The 19,270-nt window shown below is 52.6% G+C and carries 16 protein-coding genes and 1 pseudogene; 15 read left to right on the forward strand and 2 right to left on the reverse strand.

From position 1 onward, the window contains the following. The coding region (locus BS639_RS24910) for a hypothetical protein (RefSeq protein ID WP_158086931.1) at positions 1-2,522 on the forward strand (2,522 nt) is incomplete at its 5' end. A 104-nt stretch (positions 2,523-2,626) separates the two neighbouring features. Here BS639_RS24910 and lldD read toward each other — a convergent pair. Both lldD and lldR read right to left on the reverse strand, forming a co-directional pair. Further along, entirely contained in the window at positions 2,627-3,772 is a 1,146-nt protein-coding gene (gene lldD, locus BS639_RS09595) for an FMN-dependent L-lactate dehydrogenase LldD (protein ID WP_055780040.1), read from the reverse strand. Between the two features lie 33 nt (positions 3,773-3,805). Beyond that, positions 3,806-4,561, reverse strand: a complete 756-nt coding sequence (lldR, locus tag BS639_RS09600; protein WP_084982966.1) for a transcriptional regulator LldR — start codon at positions 4,559-4,561, stop codon at positions 3,806-3,808. 343 nt (positions 4,562-4,904) lie between these two features. Between lldR and tcyJ the strand changes: the two genes are divergently transcribed. The 14 genes and pseudogenes from tcyJ to BS639_RS09670 all read left to right on the forward strand — a co-directional run bounded on the left by tcyJ (position 4,905) and on the right by BS639_RS09670 (position 19,270). Beyond that, on the forward strand, positions 4,905-5,708 hold the full coding sequence (gene tcyJ / locus BS639_RS09605) for a cystine ABC transporter substrate-binding protein (RefSeq protein WP_084982967.1): 804 nt from the start codon (positions 4,905-4,907) through the stop codon (positions 5,706-5,708). Positions 5,709-5,720: 12 nt separating this feature from the next. After that, positions 5,721-6,389: a cystine ABC transporter permease gene (tcyL, locus tag BS639_RS09610; RefSeq protein ID WP_055780032.1), complete on the forward strand. Its 669-nt coding sequence runs from the start codon at positions 5,721-5,723 to the stop codon at positions 6,387-6,389. Continuing rightward, positions 6,386-7,138: an L-cystine ABC transporter ATP-binding protein TcyN gene (gene tcyN, locus BS639_RS09615; RefSeq protein ID WP_084982968.1), complete on the forward strand. Its 753-nt coding sequence runs from the start codon at positions 6,386-6,388 to the stop codon at positions 7,136-7,138. The genes tcyL and tcyN overlap by 4 nt, the downstream gene beginning before the upstream one ends. A gap of 119 nt (positions 7,139-7,257) precedes the next feature. Then, complete coding sequence (locus BS639_RS09620; protein ID WP_055780026.1) at positions 7,258-8,109, forward strand: MurR/RpiR family transcriptional regulator; 852 nt, start codon at positions 7,258-7,260, stop codon at positions 8,107-8,109. Between the two features lie 249 nt (positions 8,110-8,358). After that, the gene (locus BS639_RS09625; protein WP_055780023.1) at positions 8,359-9,195 is read left to right on the forward strand and encodes a transporter substrate-binding domain-containing protein; all 837 of its coding nucleotides are present in this window, start codon (positions 8,359-8,361) and stop codon (positions 9,193-9,195) included. 2 nt (positions 9,196-9,197) lie between these two features. Next, positions 9,198-9,827 carry a DUF1989 domain-containing protein gene (locus BS639_RS09630; RefSeq protein WP_084982969.1) on the forward strand — a complete coding sequence of 210 codons (630 nt, stop codon included), beginning with the start codon at positions 9,198-9,200 and terminating at the stop codon, positions 9,825-9,827. After that, positions 9,811-10,461, forward strand: coding sequence for an urea carboxylase-associated family protein (locus BS639_RS09635; protein WP_084982970.1), 651 nt, complete (start codon positions 9,811-9,813; stop codon positions 10,459-10,461). Before BS639_RS09630 ends, BS639_RS09635 begins: the two co-directional genes overlap by 17 nt. A gap of 3 nt (positions 10,462-10,464) precedes the next feature. Further along, a pseudogene (locus BS639_RS09640) lies at positions 10,465-11,122 on the forward strand (amino acid ABC transporter permease). After that, on the forward strand, positions 11,122-11,787 hold the full coding sequence (locus tag BS639_RS09645) for an amino acid ABC transporter permease (protein WP_084982971.1): 666 nt from the start codon (positions 11,122-11,124) through the stop codon (positions 11,785-11,787). The pseudogene BS639_RS09640 and the gene BS639_RS09645 overlap by 1 nt, the downstream one beginning before the upstream one ends. 14 nt (positions 11,788-11,801) lie before the next feature. After that, positions 11,802-12,482 (forward strand): DUF1989 domain-containing protein, encoded by a 681-nt coding sequence (locus BS639_RS09650; protein ID WP_055780008.1) that lies wholly within the window; start codon positions 11,802-11,804, stop codon positions 12,480-12,482. A 221-nt stretch (positions 12,483-12,703) separates the two neighbouring features. Then, positions 12,704-13,015 (forward strand): hypothetical protein, encoded by a 312-nt coding sequence (locus BS639_RS09655; protein ID WP_139804079.1) that lies wholly within the window; start codon positions 12,704-12,706, stop codon positions 13,013-13,015. A gap of 240 nt (positions 13,016-13,255) precedes the next feature. Further along, positions 13,256-14,557, forward strand: coding sequence for a TolC family protein (locus BS639_RS09660; RefSeq protein WP_055780001.1), 1,302 nt, complete (start codon positions 13,256-13,258; stop codon positions 14,555-14,557). Next, a complete protein-coding gene (locus BS639_RS09665) occupies positions 14,547-16,100 on the forward strand; it encodes an efflux RND transporter periplasmic adaptor subunit (RefSeq protein WP_084982972.1) in 1,554 nt (517 codons plus the stop codon). The genes BS639_RS09660 and BS639_RS09665 overlap by 11 nt, the downstream gene beginning before the upstream one ends. Beyond that, positions 16,097-19,270, forward strand: coding sequence for an efflux RND transporter permease subunit (locus BS639_RS09670; protein WP_084982973.1), 3,174 nt, complete (start codon positions 16,097-16,099; stop codon positions 19,268-19,270). The genes BS639_RS09665 and BS639_RS09670 overlap by 4 nt, the downstream gene beginning before the upstream one ends.

The following is a 19,270-nucleotide window of genomic DNA, read 5'->3' on the forward strand; positions in this document are numbered from 1 at the left end:
GTATAACACCACTTAAGAAATCCTTTATATTACTAGAGTTGTTTCCAATCATCTCATTTCAGCCCAATAACTTTGATAAAAAATTTATAAACCAAGCTGTTTATCACTTTAAAACAATAGTTAATGCTGGAAAGTTCTGTGACTTTAGTCGTTTTATAGGAAAAACAGATGACGCAGTGATATCAATGCTTATCAGTAAAACGATGCGTTATAAAGCGAAGTGGTTATTAGCGGCTACAGTGAATTTTGAGTTAGGATTAAAAGTGTCCGGCCAAGATGGTAATATGCCAATGGCGACGATTGAGCTTATCAATAATTCATATTTTAATGTTTCCAAAGAACGAGGTAGGGAAATATTGCAAAGCTTATTCAATGCAAATATAAAAACCAATCGCAAGAGTAATGGTATGGTCATGCTTTCCCTTGGTGGTGTCTACCCTGAGGAGTTTTGTATGCCAATATATCAATATTTCATTTCAAAAGAAGTTATCGGAATTTTTAGCACTTACTGGAAACATTATAGAAAACTCGCCAATGATAAAATTGCCGATGGCCAGTATGTCATTATTGATCATGATGGCTATTACACTGTCGACAAATATGTATATAAAAGTAGTTTTAGTCAATCAAGTCAGTTTCCTGTTGCTTTACCGTTAGTGAGTGCAAGGGGTTGGGTGGAAAAATGCAAGGACGTTGAGCACTACATTTTTTCTGAAGATAAATGTGATGACTTGTTGACTGCGATATTGATAGCCGCGGCAGATAATGCACACAAGATGGACATTGTCCGCGATATTATTGCCGCTAACCTGGTTACCAAAGGAAGCTCAACCAGCACTATCAATAATCGTTTGCAAAAAATACTTAATATGAATCATGAACAAGATGAGCATGATAAATTACTGGAAATGATTTTGTTGATACAGATTAATATGCTTAACAGTAAGAGGATTGATAGTGTCTTAATGGAGGATTTGAATGGTAATCTTTCTTCATGTAAAAGCGTGGTCCTTTTAATGAGTAAGTTAAACATGATCGGAGAGGTATTAAACAGAGGTAAAATCGATGTGGGTTGTTATCTTGATATTGTAGTCAATCTGCTCAAAACATCTATTGTTAAACCTGTTAATATGCCTGGAGACTTGAGTAATCATACCAGTACAATTGGTGTTACCTACCGAACAGCGATGGTAAATATTGCCTGTAAAAAAATGGATTCGATGGGTAAGTTTGCTGAATTATGCCAGGCGTTTTCTAGAGTATCATTAAATCTGAGCGTTAACCATAATCGAGAGTTTCACTGGTTTACTCGATTGGTATCTCAAGAGATAATATCCCCAGAGCGGAAGGAGGCTCTTAAACCTCAAGCGCGCGGAGATTTTGCAAAATTTTTAACAGCAACACTCGATGCCTGGTGGAGTTTTGAAAGCGCATGTAAGGACGATATTGGAATGAATGAGCTTGATATCGAATGGGTAATGAATCCTACGGTTTTTTTAGCGGCGCATTCTGACGTACAAGCCAAAATGTTAGGGCTTCATTCTACATTAGGGGCAAATCTCTCCGATTTTTTAATACGATGCTTAGTCGAAATGCAACGTGGGATAACGACAAACTCTCCAGATAAAAATAAAAAATTAGGTATTACGCTCAACATTATCTCTGATACTGTACAAATTACAAACCCTGATTCCATTGTTGATATCGCCAATTTTATTGCTGATACATTCCAAAAGTTAAAAGAAGCGGGTTTTAATGCAAGAACGGTATCTAAAAACACGTTAACCGGATTGCTCAAAAAAATAGATAAAGTTAAAAACCCCGAGCAGTTTGACGCACTGTCCATAAAGCTGGACGAATTTGTTAAGGATGATGCGGTTCAAGAGTATCACCCTCCTATATTTAAAGACGACGCGAAAGGTTATAAAAAATACAGCACTACCAGTGCCAGCGAATCTGATTTAGCAGAAAATAGGCATAGGATAAAAAACAGAAAAAACAGAAAGGCCATTACACTGCCGACGAGCGAATCGGCAACGGACAGCGTTAAGTTACCAAAGAAAATCACGCCAAGGCAAGTATATTTAGATAAAGATATGGATGATTTTAACATTAATCAATCTGTTATCGATGATTTAAGTGACGTATTGAATTCATTTGTTTCATCGATACAGCTTACACATGGTTTGAAGTTTCATGCTTATTATAATAGTCACAGTGAAAAGACGAGATTTAGCACCTTTGACTTAAAACCAAAGGATAAATCATTGGCCGATCAAAAAAAGTCAGGAAGGTCGAACTGGAGAGGTCTGCTCGTGCACGGGGGGGATAATAAATATATTCTTGTTGGCGCCGGGGATCATGACGAAATCAAAAGAACATTCAACAGTAAATTAAAAGAATTCCCTAATAATGATAGCGTAAACAGTAAGATAGCCGAACTTATTAAAAACAAACACTATCCCGTGTTCAAACTTGATGGAGAGGACGATGTGAATGAAGACTCCAATCAGAGAGATTGAAGCCCAAGGGTTTAAAGAAAAACGTTAAGCATCTCTTGGCTGTTTTTTATACTCTACTTAAGTTAGGCGATTTTAGGTTGAGCATCACAGCGTCGAATTTTCGATTATCGCCCAAGCTCGCGCACTAGCAAATCAGAAGTAATATCAGCTATCGTTCTGGCCCCGGTGAGAGTCATGGCGACCCTCATCTCTTTTTCAATCAGCGTCAGCAATGCCTCGACGCCGCGTTCGCCGTGAGTGGCCAATGCGTAGAGGTAGGCGCGCCCCAGCAGCACCGTGTCGGCACCCAGCGCAATCATGCGTACCACGTCTAGCCCGTTGCGAATGCCGCTGTCGGCTAGAATCGCGATATCGCCTTTGACCGCGTCGGCGATGGCCGGCAGGGCGCGGGCGGTAGAGGGGACACCGTCCAGCTGGCGTCCGCCGTGATTGGAAACCACAATGCCGTCGGCACCAAAGCGCACGGCGTCTCGTGCGTCATCGGCATCAAGAATGCCTTTAATTACCATCGGGCCGTCCCAAAATTCGCGGATCCACTCCAAGTCTTTCCACGAGATTGAAGGATCAAAGTTGTTGGCAAGCCAGCCGATATAATCTTGTAATCCAGTCGGACTGCCTCGATAAGCTGAAATATTGCCCAAGTCGTGCGGCCGCCCGTTAATGCCCACGTCCCATGCCCATTGTGGATGTGTCACTGACTGCCAGTAACGGCGCATTGCGGCATTGGGGCCGCTCATGCCCGAATGTGCATCACGGTAGCGCGCGCCCGGCGTGGGCATGTCTACCGTAAACACCAGCGTTGAACAGCCTGCCGCTTTGGCCCGTTCGAGAGCGTTGCGCATAAATCCGCGGTCACGAAGCACATAAAGCTGGAACCACATGGGCCGGTCGATGGCGGGTGCCACTTCTTCAATCGGACACACTGAAACAGTCGACAGCGTAAAAGGGATACCTTTTCGCGCCGCCGCCCGCGCCGCCTGCACTTCACCGCGTCGGGCATACATGCCGCACAGCCCGACCGGAGCCAGCGCTACCGGCATCGACAATGTTTCGTTAAACAGTTTGGTTTCGAGATTTAAATCCGACATGTTTTTCAACACCCGCTGGCGAAGCGCTATCTGCGACAAATCATCAACATTGTGTCGCAAGGTCGTTTCCGTATAGGAGCCGCCGTCAATGTAGTGGAATAGAAACGGCGGGAGAATACGCTGTGCGGCAGGGCGATAGTCGCTAGAGGCTGAAATAATCATTAATCGATTTCCTTATTTTCCTATTTAATCACTTTAGCCCGGTAGACGGGTAATTCGGGCCTGACGCGCTTCGTCTTCGTGTAGCGTTTTGATGGTGGTGTGAACAAAACCGATGTGTTCCATCGCCGCCTGACGTGCCTTTTCAGCCTCGCCGGCCAAAATCGCCTCAAGCAGCGTGAAGTGTTGGTCGGTCAATTTAGAGAAAATCCCCTGCTGGCTGTACATCCGTTGCCGAGTTTGCATGATCGAGGACTGCATTAACTCAAAAAAACCGCGCATGGTTTGCAGCAGCACCACGTTGTGCGAGGCTGAGGCGATCGCCAGATGAAAACGCACATCGGCCTGTGCGGCTAAATCGGGATCCTCACTTTCGTTAAGCCTCAGCGTGGCGTCGAAGGCGTATTGCAGCTGCTCTTTGTCAGAAGCGGTGGCGCGAAGCGCGGCGTACCAGGCGGTGCTGGCCTCAATCGAGTGTCGCGCCTCAAGAATGTCATAGCGGTAGTCGGGATCTTTGATAACCAGCTCGCGCAGTGGCGCAACAATTTGCACGTCTGCCCAGGGTTGATGCCGTTCACGCAAAAAGGTGCCACCGCCTGGCTTACTCACCAGCAAACCGGCGCTGACCAGTTTCTGAATCGCCTCTCGGAGTGAAGAGCGAGACACGCCCAACGTTGCAGCTAACTGCCGCTCGGCGGGTAGCCGCATACCAGTCTCGAAGCGCTGCTCATCGATGAAAGACGTCAGTCTGCCGATCAGACTTTCGGCCACGCGTGCGGGCGTTGGGGTCATTGCTGCCTCCTGACAAGGATAAAACCCTTGTGGCAAACATAAGACTCAGCACGGCTGGCCTTTTTTGGTCCGACCAAGCCTGTTTGCGAAAGGGGTGAAGGGGAGAATAGTTAACGATTTGTTGCCGCCTAGCAAGTTGATGGCGTTAGCGATTTTGTATTTTGCGAGCAGGGTCGAGGATTTACCTGGATTGGTAGGACCAAGGCAGGGCAGAATTAAGTTGATCCGCACTTCTGGCATTAACATATAATTATTAATGCTAAGATTTTCTGGTTATATTCAATCAAAATAACGTAACGAACACTACGTTATGACAACCATTAAAACAAAGAATGAGGTGAGTATGGTTTTTTCCCAATTGCGTCGTCGTTTGATTCTGGGTGCGATGGCAGTGACATTCACTGCCGGTATGGTCAGTCCATCTTTTGCAGCATCTGAAGACGTTCTCAACAAAATCAAACAGCGTGGCACCTTAATTGTCGGGCTGGAAGGGACCTATCCGCCGTTTAGCTTTCAGGGCACCGACGGCAAACTGACCGGTTTTGAGGTCGAATTCGCCGAAGCGCTGGCTCAGCATATGGGCGTTAAGGCAAAATTATCACCAACAAAGTGGGACGGCATGCTGGCCTCGCTGGAGTCAAAACGTATTGATGTGGTGATCAATCAGGTAACTATTTCCCCTGAGCGTGAGAAAAAATACGATTTCTCAACCCCTTATACCGTTTCTGGCATTCAGGTGCTGACTAAAAAAGGCAACGAAGATAAATTCTCTACGCCGGACGACCTGAAAGGCAAAAAAGTGGGCGTTGGTTTAGGCAGTAACTACGAACAGTGGCTGCGTGCTAACGAACCTGGCGTTGACATTCGTACCTATGATGATGACCCAACGAAATATCAAGACCTGCGCGTAGGCCGCATTGATGCCATTTTGGTTGACCGCCTGGCCGCGCTGGACTTGGTCAAAAAGACCGGCGATACGCTGGCCGTTGCGGGTAAACCTTTTGCTCGTCAGGAGTCTGGCGTGGCAATGCGTAAAAACAACCCTGAACTGGTCGCCGCGATTAATAAGGCGATTGCCGAGATGCAGAAAGACGGCACGTTGGCGAAAATCTCCGACAAGTGGTTTGGCGCAGACGTTACCAAGTAAGGTTTGAACCTGATGCAAGAAAGTCTCCAATTGGTGCTGGATTCAGCACCCTTTTTATTAAAAGGCACCCTGTTTACCCTCGAGCTTAGTCTCGGGGGAATGGTTTTTGGACTGTTACTGGGCTTCCTGCTGGCGCTGATGCGCCTTTCGCGTTTCTGGCCACTGTCGTGGTTCTCGCGCTTTTACGTGTCTATCTTTCGCGGCACGCCACTTATTGCCCAGCTGTTTATGATTTACTACGGCCTGCCGCAGTTCGGCATAGAGCTGGACCCCATTCCTTCCGCGATGATTGGCCTGTCGCTAAACACCGCCGCCTATACCTCTGAGACGCTGCGCGCCGCTATCTCGTCGATTGACAAGGGGCAGTGGGAAGCTGCTGCCAGTATCGGCATGAATTCATGGCAAACGCTGCGCCGTGTTGTGCTCCCGCAGGCCGCTCGCACCGCGCTGCCGCCGTTGGGTAACAGCTTTATTGGGCTAGTAAAAGATACCTCGCTGGCCGCCACTATTCAGGTGCCCGAACTGTTCCGCCAGGCGCAGTTAGTGACCTCACGTACGCTGGAGGTGTTCACCATGTACCTGGCCGCCTCGGTCATTTATTGGGTGCTGGCCACTCTATTGTCTTATTTGCAAAATCGGTTGGAAGACCGCGTTAACCGTCAGGATCAGGAGCCATCATGAGTACCATCGACGTGAAAAAACTGGTCAAAAAATTTCATGGTCAAACGGTGCTGCACGGTATCGACCTGCAGGTGAATGCGGGTGAAGTGGTGGCAATTATCGGGCCGAGTGGTTCGGGTAAGACCACGCTGTTGCGCAGTATTAATCTGCTGGAAATTCCGGACGCTGGCACGATCACCGTGGGCAATATTGAAATTGACGCCAGCGTGCCGATGAGCAAACAGAAAGAGAAGGTGCGTAAGCTGCGTCAGCAGGTGGGGTTTGTGTTCCAGAACTTTAACCTGTTTCCACACCGTTCTGTGCTGGAGAACATCATAGAAGGTCCGGTGATTGTTAAAGGCGAGTCGCGCGTCAAAGCCGAGGCCTATGCGCGACAGCTTTTGGCCAAGGTCGGGCTGGTAGGCAAAGAGAGCGCCTATCCGCGTCGTCTGTCAGGCGGCCAGCAGCAGCGCGTCGCCATAGCCCGCGCGCTCGCCATGAATCCTGAAGTGATACTGTTTGACGAACCGACTTCCGCGCTCGACCCTGAGCTGGTGGGCGAGGTGTTAAACACCATCAAAGCGCTGGCTTTGGAGCATCGTACTCTGGTTATCGTCACCCACGAAATGAGCTTTGCCCGCGACGTAGCCGACCGCGCGATTTTCATGGACCAAGGTAAAATAGTCGAACAGGGACCGGCGAAAGACTTATTTTCCAATCCGCAGCACGACCGCACCAAACAGTTCCTCGAGAAATTTTTGCAGCACTAAGTCGGTCATAATCCGCGACGCTCACTGCAGGAGATGAGGGTCGCGGGTTCACGTAAATTCATGATGACAACCCGCCGAGTTCTGTGCAGGATGAGACTTTTCTATTATAGGGAATATCCATGAGTGCAAAAACGGCATCGTTAGAAGGCCGTATCCGCCAACAGTGGGATCAACTCTCATTGCACGAGCAGCGGCTAGCCGATGTGTTGTTAGCGGCACCGGGACAGTTAGCGATGAATACCGCGACCGAACTGGCACAAAGTGCCGGTGTTTCTAAAGCTACCGCCACTCGTTTCTTCCGCCACCTCGGCTATGAGAGCTACGACGCCGCTCGTCGTCAGGCGCGTGAAATGCAAAATAGCGGTTCGCCGCTTTACCTACAGTCTGCGCCCAGTTCCTCTCCGCTCGCCAGCCTGATGCAGAGCCATCTTGAGAAAGAGGTGTCCAATCTGGTGAACACTTATCGTTCGCTGGAGAGCGCACAGCTGGAGTCGTGCGTCGATGCCATCGCCAAGTCGCGCCGTGTGGTTGTAATGGGGTGGCGTCACAGTCAGACTATTGCCCTGCTTATTTACCGTGACCTGGTGCATATTCATTCGGACGTCCGCCTTCTGCCGCGCGCCGGCGATTCGCTGGCAGAGCATTTAGCCACGCTCGGCCCGCAGGATGTCGTTATTTGCGTGGGGCTGCGTCGCCGTATGCCCGCACTTGAGGCGGCAATGGCGGCACTCGAGGAGCTTGATGTTCCGATGCTTTACATCGCCGATGTCTTAGCCGGAAAGCCAGCCAAGCATGCGCGCTGGGTGCTGCGTTGCCAAACAGACGGCAGCCTGATTTTTGACAGCACCGTCGCACTGTCGGGCGTATGTAATCTGCTCTGTTCTCTAGTGGCGCGCAGCATGGGTAAAGCCAGTAATGATCGTCTCGCAACCGTTGAATCCCTGCATCAGAGTCTCGATGAACTCGAGTGACGCACCTCGTTGGTGCGCAGCAGGCGTTTTTCTCCCCCTTTACGTGCAGAGGCTCCCTCCGGCTCTGACTCTGCACGCCTTTTCATGAAACTGTAGAAATTAAAATATTAAAACAAGAAACACTTGTTTCTTATTGATTCCCTGAGAAAAAAAAGTTGCTCGCCGCTTTTCGCTGACCTGCGCCCGGAAAACTGGCATGGAAACTGCTCTGTCTGTTATGACATTTCACAACACCAGGGAATCAACATAATGAAAAAAATAGCACTGCTGGCGGTTACTTTACTCACACTTTCTGCCGCTATGGCCGCACAGGCCGACACACTCTCAGACATCAAGAGCAGCGGCAAAATCACCGTGGGTATTGACCCCACTTTCCCGCCGTATGAGTTCACCAACGACAGCGGCGAGATAACCGGTTATAGCGTGGCAATCATGCAGTCTTTTGCCAAAGACCTTGGCGTGAAACTGGAATTTCAGAAAACCGCATTCAGCGGGATCCTGCCCGGCCTGATTTCTGGTTCCTTCAATGCCGAAGGGTCATCGTTGAACGTGACCGCCGAGCGGGCGAAGAAAGTGCTCTTCACCACCCCGTTCAGTAAAACGGTCAACGGCGTACTGGTACGTGAAAGTGACGTGAGCAAATTTAGCGGTAAAAAACTGACCCCTGAAGATCTCTCCGGCATGAGCGGCGCGGTGAAAAGCGCCAGTTTGCCGGAGCAGTTACTGAAAGGTTTTAACGTCACGCTGAGCAAAGAAGGGAAGAAACCGATCACTATTATCAGCGTCGACACGCTTGACCAAACCGTGAGTACCTTGATGACTCACCGCGCTGATTTTGTGTTTGACGACATTTCGGCCCTCGCGCCGGTAGTGAAAAAATTCCCCAACAAAGTGGCGCAGGTTGGCGAAGTCGGGCCTTCCCAGTGGATGGCGTGGGCAACGCGTAAAGACGACCTGAGCTTAAATAAAGCCATCAGCGACCACATTCTGGCGATGCAGAAAGACGGCGAACTTTCTGCGCTACAAAAACAGTATCTCGGCACCACTTTCACTGTGCCAGCCAGCGATTTCATTCCTCAGGAGTAACTATGTGTCAATCAACACTGACAGTGCCTGCCGGTCACGGCAAAACCTTTTTAGTCAGTAAAGGACAATTTATCACTGTCATTGATAGCGAAGGGCAGCAGGCCGCCGATTTCGTGGCGGTTAACGCCGATAATCTTGATGAAAAACTTTCGCCGGTGCATACGCGTCAACATCTTCGCTCGATCTTCTTCAAGCCGGGAGACGTGCTTTGGTCGAGTGAAAATCGCCCCATGCTGCGCGTGGTGGCCGATACCAACGGCGTGCACGATGCCAACGTACCTGCCTGCGATCGGACTCGCTTCAGTATCGATTTCGGGGTCGAGGGCCATCGAAATTGTGTCGATAACCTGCTTGAAGGCATGAAGGCGCACGGTGTGACTTACTTCAGTCTCCCTGAGCCGTTCAATCTGTTCCAAAACGGTCCGGTTACCGCCGATGGGCGTATGGAAGTGACCGATCCGAGCAGCAAGGCAGGGGACTACATTGTATTTGAAGCGCTGTGCAGCCTGATTTGTGCGGTCTCGTCTTGTCCGCAGGATATTATTCCCGGCAACGGTTTGCAGGTCACGCCCATTGAGATTCAGGTAGGTAATCGTTATCTCACGGAGGTGTCTCATGTTGTTAATGCGTGATCAATGGGCCGAAAGTGAGGTACGACCGGTGGCCGCACCGGTCACTATTAATGCCGGCGAAGTCGGCTCTATTCGCGTGCTGCGTGGCCAACTGTTGCGCATTACCGCAGTGGGGGAAGGCGCAGTAGCCTCACTGTTCGGTTTTAGCATGGCCGACCCGGCGGTTTGGTTGTCTGTGCATCACACTCGCGTATTCAGCAACAGCTATTTGCTGGGCTCAGGTATGCGGTTGGTAAATAACCGTCGTCGCCCGATGATGGTGCTTGGCAAAGACAGCGTGAAACGCCATGACCTGCTGCTGCCAGGCTCGACCACGGCCTGGCTCAAGGCGCGCGGCTATCATGATGAGGAAGGGTGTATTGACGCCGTGAGCCGTGAGCTTGCTCGCCTTGGCATTGAGGTGCCAAAACTGCCGGATCCTATCAACCTATTTATGCACGTTCGCTTAACGCGCGAAGGTGAAATATTGCCAGAGATCAACCGGACTAAGGTGGGTGACAGCATTACCTGCCGCGTAGTGGTGGATACGCAGTTCATCGTTGCGGCCTGTAGCACCGGTATTGAGGGCAATGATAAACCGGCTCCGCTGCGGATTACGGTGGCGGAAAATCTGTCGGCTTTTAGCGAGGAATAACGCATGTTTGGGCTGGATCAACAGGTGCTGGCAGCACTGCCAGAATTAGGGCATGGACTCCTGGTGACGCTGAGTCTCACCGTGCAGGCCGCGCTGCTCAGCCTTGTGATGGGGCAGCTTGGCTGTTTCCTCCAGCTTCGTCGTGCGTGGTTTTGGCGCGCCCTTGGGCGACTTTATGTCAGCCTGATGCGCGGTACCCCGGCAATTGTGCAGCTGTTTGTGGTGTTTTTTACCCTGCCACGTCTTGGCCTCGGTGGACATCCGATGCTGGCGGCGGTGCTGGCCATAGGGTGTAACAGCGGGGCTTATGTGGCAGAAATTCTGCGGGTTAATCAGAGCCTGGTCACGCGTGGACAGCGTGAGGCGGCGCGCACGCTGGGGCTAAACCGTTTATTGACGTGGTGGTACGTGATCAATCCGCAGGTGATGCGTGCAAGCCTGCCGATGCTGGTCAATGAGTTTACTATCTTGCTTGCTTAAGACCACACCTCTGGCCTCGGTGGTTGCCCTTACCGAACTGACCTATGCAGGGCAAATCGTGATTGCCCGCACCTACGAGGCGACGCAGGTGCTGCTGCTGGTGTCGGCAGGATATCTGCTGATTGCACTGCCGCTGATTGGCTTAGCGCGTCATCTTCAGGCGAAACGGAGGACGGCATAATGGATTGGCAGGCAGTTATCGACTCACTGCCGTCACTGGGCGATGGCATGATTTCCACGCTTAAACTCTGTGCACTGGCCGCGTTCTGCTCGCTGCTGTGGGGCACGATAATGGCCGTGGCATTTAAACGCGCGCCGCGTTTTTTACAGCGCTTGTTGCATATTTACACCAGCCTGACGCTAGCGTTGCCGCTGCTAGTGATTATCTACCTGCTTTATTTCGTGTTACCCGAGTACAACATCACCTTTACCTCGCCGCAGGTTGGCGTGCTGGCGTTAACGTTGTATTACGCGCCCTACATAGCACAGGTCATCGGCTCTGCCGTGGAAACCCTGCCGCCGGGACAGTGGGAAGCCTGCCGCGTTTTAGGATTAAGTCGCCGCGAACAGCTGTGCGATGTGGTGTTGCCGCAAACGCTACCACAGATGCTTTCGCCGCTGGCGGGACTGATGATCGGGCTTATTAAGGATTCAGCGCTGCTGTCGATTGTCTCGGTGCAGGAGTTTATGTATGCCGCGAAGCAGGCGATTTCTGCGACTTATGCGCCACTGGAGATTTATTTGGCCGTCGCGCTTTGTTACTGGCTGCTGACCAGCCTCATTGACTGGCTGGCTCGCTATTTTGAACAACGCATGACGCGCTATCGTCGCGGTATGCAACACTAATCAGGAGAGAAAATATGTCGGCCGAATTTGAGCATCGTGACATTCAGTTAATTGCGGCGCGCCACGGTAAAGCTGTGCGTCTGGCCAAGGGTGAAGCGGTGCAGGTGGTTAATTTGCACGGCACGCAGGTGGTGGACTGTTGGGCCTATAACGCCAGTGATGTCAGTGAATATATGTGCATGGAAGCCACGCGGGTGTGGAATCAGCGGCTTAACCCGCAGGTTGGCGACAGCTTTATTACCAGTCAGCGTCATCCGATTTTGACGCTGGTGGCAGACACTTCTCCGGGGGTGCACGACACCTTCATGGCCGCGTGCGATGCGCGTCGCTATGAGCTGCTGGGTTGCACCGAACCGCACCGTAACTGCCACGACAATTTGTTTGAAGGGATGGCAGCGTTAGGTGTCACACTGCCGCACGGTAACCTGGCATCATTTAATATTTTTATGAACATTCAGGTTCAGCCGGATGGGCGCACGTTGAAGACGTTACCAACGGTGACGCGTCCGGGTGACTACATCATATTGCAGGCGGAGATGGACTGCTATGTGGCGTTTTCAGCCTGCCCGCAGGATATTGTCCCCATTCAGGGGCAGGGGGATAATACCCCGCGTGATGCCGAGCTGCGCATCCTGACGGCGGGATTTCCGTCATTAAAACGTCAGGGGCCGTGGGTGCCTGAGTCAGCTCGCTAAAGATAAAAGCCAAGCGGCGCTGGCCCCCATCACCAGCGCCGCAGGTTACGCTTCGTGTTGATGGCGTTCGGACTGCACTTTCCTTCATCGTTCCAGCGCTCTGGCATTGCCAAAAATTCGCGTTTTGTTACTTTTAAACGCCTTTTCAACGATGCTTTTTGCCGTATATAATTCAATTTATGAAAATTATCCGCGTTGTTATGCTGTTATGGTTATCACTTATGCTGCCTGTTTCTGGGCTGGCAAGCAGTGGTTTGACCGGTCAGTGTCCTATGCAGGATGACGCTATGTCCATGAGTGCCAGCGGTGCTGAGTGTGGCGACATGGCTATGCACGACATGAGCAGCAAGAACGCGGTGCAAAAAGCGCCGTGCAATATGGACGCTCAGTGCCACTTTGGGGGTCTATACCATCCCGTTTCTGCCCCTGAAACACATTCTAGCCCCGAACTTTCTTATTTAACCCCCCTTTATTCTGATTCGCCTCAGGTCGGCTCTACCGACAACAACTGGCGCCCTCCCAGAGTCGTTTGACTAAACGCTGAATTAATCCGTACTTGCGTACTTGCGTGCTTACGCAGTTAACAGTCTTTAGCCAGAGTGTGCCTGTGGCCTAAAGAGCGGGATTATTGCGGCCGTTTTGAGTCAAAACGATGGAGCCTGCGACAGTTCCTTCTGAAAATTAGCCGTTGCCGTTTGGCAGGCTAAGACTCAATTTCGACGCGCCTTTCTCCGCTCGCCTTAGCCACATGCATCGTCTCTCAGGAGTCGACCATGTCTTTATATTTTAAAACGCGCCCTTTATCGCCGCGTTTAGTGCCGATTGTTGTAATGAGTTTCTTCGCTTCAGGTTCTGCCTGGGCCAGCGACCTTTCATTCAACACTGCACTACAGGCCGCCATGAATCACTCATCGGCGTTGATTGCCGATCGTTCACTGGTCAGCGCCAGCCAGGCTGAAACTGTGATGGCCGGGCAACTTCCCGACCCGGTATTAAAAGCCGGTATCGATAATCTTCCTGCCGATGGAGGTCATCCTTTAAGCGTCAGCGATGATGACATGACCATGCAACGCATGGGTATTGAGCAGGAGTGGGTGTCAGGAGAAAAGCGCAGCCTCGCCACTGCTGCGGGTGAGCGCAAGGTCAACAGCGCCCATTCCACCTATCTCGGCAATCTTGCCACTTTGCGTATCCAAACCGCCTCGGCCTGGCTTTCGGCCTACTATGCACGACTCACGTTGGAAAGTTATAACCAGTTGATTAGCCAAATGGACAGTGAGATAGCGGCCACCCGCGCCTCTTATCGCGGTGCCAATGCAACGTCCAATGACGTGGTTGAGGTGCAGTCTCAACTGACGCAGCAAAAAATTATCCGCCTGCAGGCGCAGCAGCGTTATCAGGCCGCACTCATTGCGCTTTCACGCTGGACCGGTGTGGATGCCGACGGTGTGCAGGGGAGCTTACCGCCGTTACAAAGCAGCGTCGCCAGCTTGAGTCTGCAACAGCTTACTGTTCGACAGCCCGAACTGATTGCCGCCTCGGCAGATATTTCGCTGGCCGATGCCAATACCGCCGTGGCCAACAGTGACCGCTCACCCAATTGGACCTGGGAAGTGGATTATCAAAACCGCAGTGCCCCGAAAACGAATATGATCTCGGTGGGAGTGAGTATTCCGCTGCCGGTTTACAGCAGCAACAAGCAGGACCGCGCCGTTGAGGCAAATGCGGCATTAGGGACGCGCGCCCGTGAGTTATTTCTCGATAAGCAGCGACAAATTCAGGCCAACATCGCCGATCTCTCCTCGCAGTTAACGCTAGGTCAACAGCGTATTGCCCTGTTACAGCACGGACTTTTGCCACTGGAAACGCAAAAAGTGCAGCTGGCCGAAGCCGATTATCGCGCGGGTAATGGCGCACTCAGCAAGGTATTTGCCGCCCGGCGAGAAAAAATAGAGGCCACCCTCTCTCTGCTTGCACTACAGCAGGAGGTGGCTTTGTCGTGGGCGCAGCTCGAATACCAAGTTCTTCCGCCCGCTCTGATGGCCACCTCAGGAGTGCCAGCAGATGCAAAATAAATCGGTGATTTTCACGCTTTCGAGCGTCGCCTGCGCGATGATTTTGGTGGCGGGAGGCTATTTCGCCGGGCGCTACGTCGCCTCGGCGCAGCCATCAGTGCCGCAGGTGGCGGGTACAGCATCGTTGCCCTCAGCCGGACAGAAAGTGCTGTATTGGCATGACCCGATGGTGCCGCAGCAGCATTTTGATAAGCCCGGTAAATCCCCCTTTATGGATATGCCGTTGGTGCCGGTATATGCCCAGGACAATCAACGTCCGGGACTGGCGATTGACCCCGCGATGCAGCAGAGCTTGGGCATTCGTTTTGCCACTGTCCGCCAAACAGAAGTGCAAACTCGGATGGAGGTGATTGGCACTACGCAGTTTGACGAGTCTTTAGCCGAGGTGATTCAAACGCGGGCGACCGGCTATATCACCCAACTTTATGCCAATGCGCCGCAGCAGCGGGTGCATCGTGGTGATCCGATTGCCTCGCTGTTTGTACCCGAATGGCTACCGGCGCAAGAGGAATATCTGGCGTTGAAGCGCGGCGGCCTCGGCACGGCAATACTCAATGATTCCAAGGCTAAAATGCGGGCGCTGTCGATTCCCGCCGAGCTTATCACCGCGCTAGATAAAACCGGTAAGGTGCAGAATAATCTGCTGATTTCGGCCCCGCATGACGGCGTTGTCAGTGAGTTGAACGTGCGCGATGGCGCGATGGTAGCACCCGGACAAACGCTGGCCAAAATTAACGGTTTGGGCAAGCTGTGGCTGGAGATTGACATTCCGGAGGCACTGGCAACTCAGGTGCAGGTTGGCATGCAGGTTGTCGCCACGCCCGCCAATCAGCCAAACAGAACCGTGCACGGCGAAATCCAGCAAATCTTGCCGCAAATTAACGGCAGCAGCAGGACGCTACAGGCGCGGCTCATTATCGACAATGCCAACGATGAGTGGGTGCCGGGCATGCTAATGCGGGTACAGCTCACGAAAACTGCGGGCAAGTTGGGCCTGTTAGTGCCTTCCGACGCCATTATTTCGACCGGCAAACGCACCGTAGTCATTGTGAGAAACCACGACGGTCGTCTGCAACCGGCCAACGTCACGTTGGGGGGCGAAGTGGGGGAAGAAACCGAGATTTTGAGCGGTCTACAGGCCGGGGAACAAGTGGTCGCCTCAGGGCAATTCTTGATCGACTCCGAAGCGAGCCTAAAGTCAGTTATGCCCCGCATCGACGGTGCCGAAGCGGCGGTAAACAATTCCCCGACGCAAGGTTCGGTCAGTGCTGTACGCCAACACCCCAGCGTGGATAACACTACGCTCATTAAAACCTATCAATCTACCGGTGTCATCGAACAGGTCACGCCCGACAGCATCACGCTTTCGCATGAGGCGGTTCCGGCTCTGCAATGGCCCGCGATGACCATGATGTATAAAAAACCTGCTTCGGCCGAGTTTGAGGCATTCAAACAAGGTGACAAGGTGAATTTCAGCTTCATCGCCGACGGAGACGGGTGGCAACTAACCCGCATGACAACTGCGGGCGGGGCGAAACCATGATTGCACGTATTATTCGCGCCTCAATCAATAACCGTTTGCTGGTGGTCATCGGCACACTTTTTCTGCTGGCGTGGGGTATTTATTCCCTGAGGCAAACGCCGCTCGATGCGCTGCCGGATTTATCCGACACCCAGGTGATTATCAAAGCCTCTTGGCCGGGTAAAGCCCCACAGGTTATGGAGGATCAGGTCACGTACCCTTTAACCACCACGCTGCTTGGCGTGCCCGGTGCGAAAACAATCCGCGCCTGGTCATCCTTTGGCGATGCCTTCATTTATGTGCTGTTTGACGACAAAACTGACCAGTATTGGGCGCGCTCCCGCGTGCTTGAGTATCTCAATCAGGTACAAAGCCGCCTGCCGAAAGGTGCAACGCTGTCGCTTGGGCCAGATGCCACCGGCGTAGGCTGGGTTTATGAATATGCGCTGGTAGACAAAACCGGTCAGCATGATTTAGGTCAGCTGCGCGCCTTAAATGACTGGTTCCTTAAGTTTGAGCTTAAAACGGTGCCCAATGTCTCGGAAGTGGCGTCTCTGGGGGGGATGGTGCGGCAATATCAGGTGGTGCTCGATCCCGATAAAATGCGCGCCTTTGGTATCACGCAAAGCGACATCACCACAGCGTTAGGCAAGTCGAATCAGGAGACTGGCGGCTCGGTGTTGGAAATGGGCGAAGCGGACTACATCGTTAAAACCAATGGCTATCTGCACACGCCGGAGGATTTTCGTCAGGTGGTGGTGCGCAGCGACGCCAACGGAACGCCGGTGTTGTTGGGCGACGTCGCGCGTATTCAAATTGGCCCTGAAATTCGTCGCGGTATCGCCGAACTTAACGGTCAGGGCGAAGTGGCCGGTGGGGTAATTATTATGCGATCCGGCAAAAATGCGCTGGCGACGATCAATGGCGTGAAGGACAAGCTGGCCGAGCTTAAAAAGTCACTGCCGCCCGGCGTGGAGGTGGTGACCACTTATGACCGTTCAAAGCTTATCGATCGCGCGGTCGATAACCTGACCGACAAACTGATTGAGGAGTTTATTGCGGTCGGGGTTATTTGTGCGCTGTTTCTTTTTCATTTTCGCAGTGCGCTGGTGGCCATTCTTGCGCTGCCGGTCGGCGTGTTGGCGGCTTTTATTGCCATGCATTATCAGGGCGTTAATGCCAACCTGATGTCGCTCGGCGGCATCGCGATTGCCATCGGTGTCATGGTTGATGCTGCCATTGTGATGGTCGAAAACACCCATAAACACCTTGAAAGGCATGAGGGCAAAGTGCTTACCGGCCAACAGCGGTGGGAGGTGATTGCCGACTCGGCGGTCGAGGTAGGGCCAGCGCTGTTCTTCTCGCTGCTAATCATCACGCTGTCGTTTATTCCGGTGTTTTCACTCGAGGGGCAGGAGGGCAAGCTGTTTAGCCCGCTGGCGCTCACCAAAACCTACACGCTGGCGGCGGCGGCGCTGCTTTCCATTACCTTGGTGCCGGTATTGATGGGCTGGCTTATTCGTGGACGTATTCCTCATGAAAACGCTAATCCGCTTAACCGGTTTTTAATTCGTATTTACCGGCCGGTGCTGGAGCAAGCGTTGAACCATCCGTGGGCCACGCTGTTGCTTGCCCTAGTCCTGCTCGGGCTGACCGCCGTGCCGCTCTCGCAACTGGGCGGGGAGTTTATGCCGCCGTTGGATGAAGGTGATTTGCTGTATATGCCGACCGCACTGCCCGGGCTGTCGGCGGAAAAAGCCGCTCAGCTGCTGCAGGTTACCGACAGGCTTATTAAAACGGTGCCGGAAGTTGACACGGTGTTTGGCAAAGCGGGGAGAGCAGACAGCGCCACCGATCCCGCGCCGCTGGAGATGTTTGAAACCATGATCCAGTTCAAGCCGCGTACCCAGTGGCGACAGGGAATGACGCCTCAAAAACTGGTGGCCGAGTTGGACCGGATTGTGCAGGTTCCCGGCCTGTCAAACGTGTGGGTACCGCCCATCCGCAACCGTCTGGATATGCTCTCAACCGGCATCAAAACGCCGGTGGGTATCCGTATCTCTGGCCCGAGTTTAGCGCAAATCGACACGATCGCCGATCAGGTTGCCGCCGCCGTACGTCCGGTGAGTGGCGTGACGTCGGCGTTTGCCGAGCGGCTGAACGGCGGGCGATATATCGACGTCGCTATCGACAGAGTGAGGGCGGCGCGCTTCGGCCTCGCGGTGGGTGACATCGAGGACGTGATTGCCTCCGCCATTGGCGGTGAAAACGTCGGTGAGGTGATCAATGGGCGCACGCGTTTCCCGATCAATGTGCGTTATCCACGCGAAGTGCGAGATTCGGTCGAGAAACTGCGTCAATTGCCGATGGTGCTGGCCAGCGGGGCGCAAATTCAGCTGGGCGATGTCGCCAGGCTGAGTGTTACCGACGGACCCACGATGATCCGCAGCGAGGATGCTCGTCTGGCGGGCTACGTTTATGTTGACCTGCGCAACACAGACCTGCAAACCGCGGTCCGCAATATGCAGGCGGCGGTAGGGAAAGCGGTGGCGCTACCGGCGGGATATTCGCTCTCCTGGTCGGGGCAGTTCGAGTATCTGCAACGCGCTGAATCCACCTTAAAAACGGTCATTCCCGCCACGCTGGCAATTATCTTGGTGCTGCTGTTCCTGACCTTCAACTCAATTTCAGAAGCCTTGCTGCTGATGCTAACCATTCCCTTTGCGCTGATTGGCGGGTTCTGGCTGATTTGGGCCCTCGGGCACGCTATTTCAGTCGCCACGGCCGTTGGGTTTATCTCGCTGGCGGGCGTCTCGGCCGAATTTGGGGTGGTGATGCTGATGTATCTGAAAGAGGCGCTGAACAAACGACTACAGGCCGGAGAAACGCTAAGTAATGCGCTGCTGCTGGCGGCAATCCGCGAAGGTGCGGTACAGCGCGTTCGTCCAAAAGCCATGACGGTTGCGGTGATATTGGCCGGTCTGTTGCCCATCATGCTGGGCCACGGAACCGGTTCAGAGGTGATGCAGCGCATCGCCGCACCGATGGTCGGCGGCATGATAACCGCGCCGCTGCTGTCTATGTTAGTTATCCCCGTTGCCTGGCTGCTGGTTCAGCGCCGAGCATTGCGTCGCCAATCTCTTCAACCCTTAACGCCCGCTTTGGGCACTCAACCCTCCGATAAGGAATGA

The sequence above is a fragment of the Rouxiella silvae genome, assembly GCF_002093625.1.
Lineage (GTDB): Bacteria > Pseudomonadota > Gammaproteobacteria > Enterobacterales > Enterobacteriaceae > Rouxiella > Rouxiella silvae.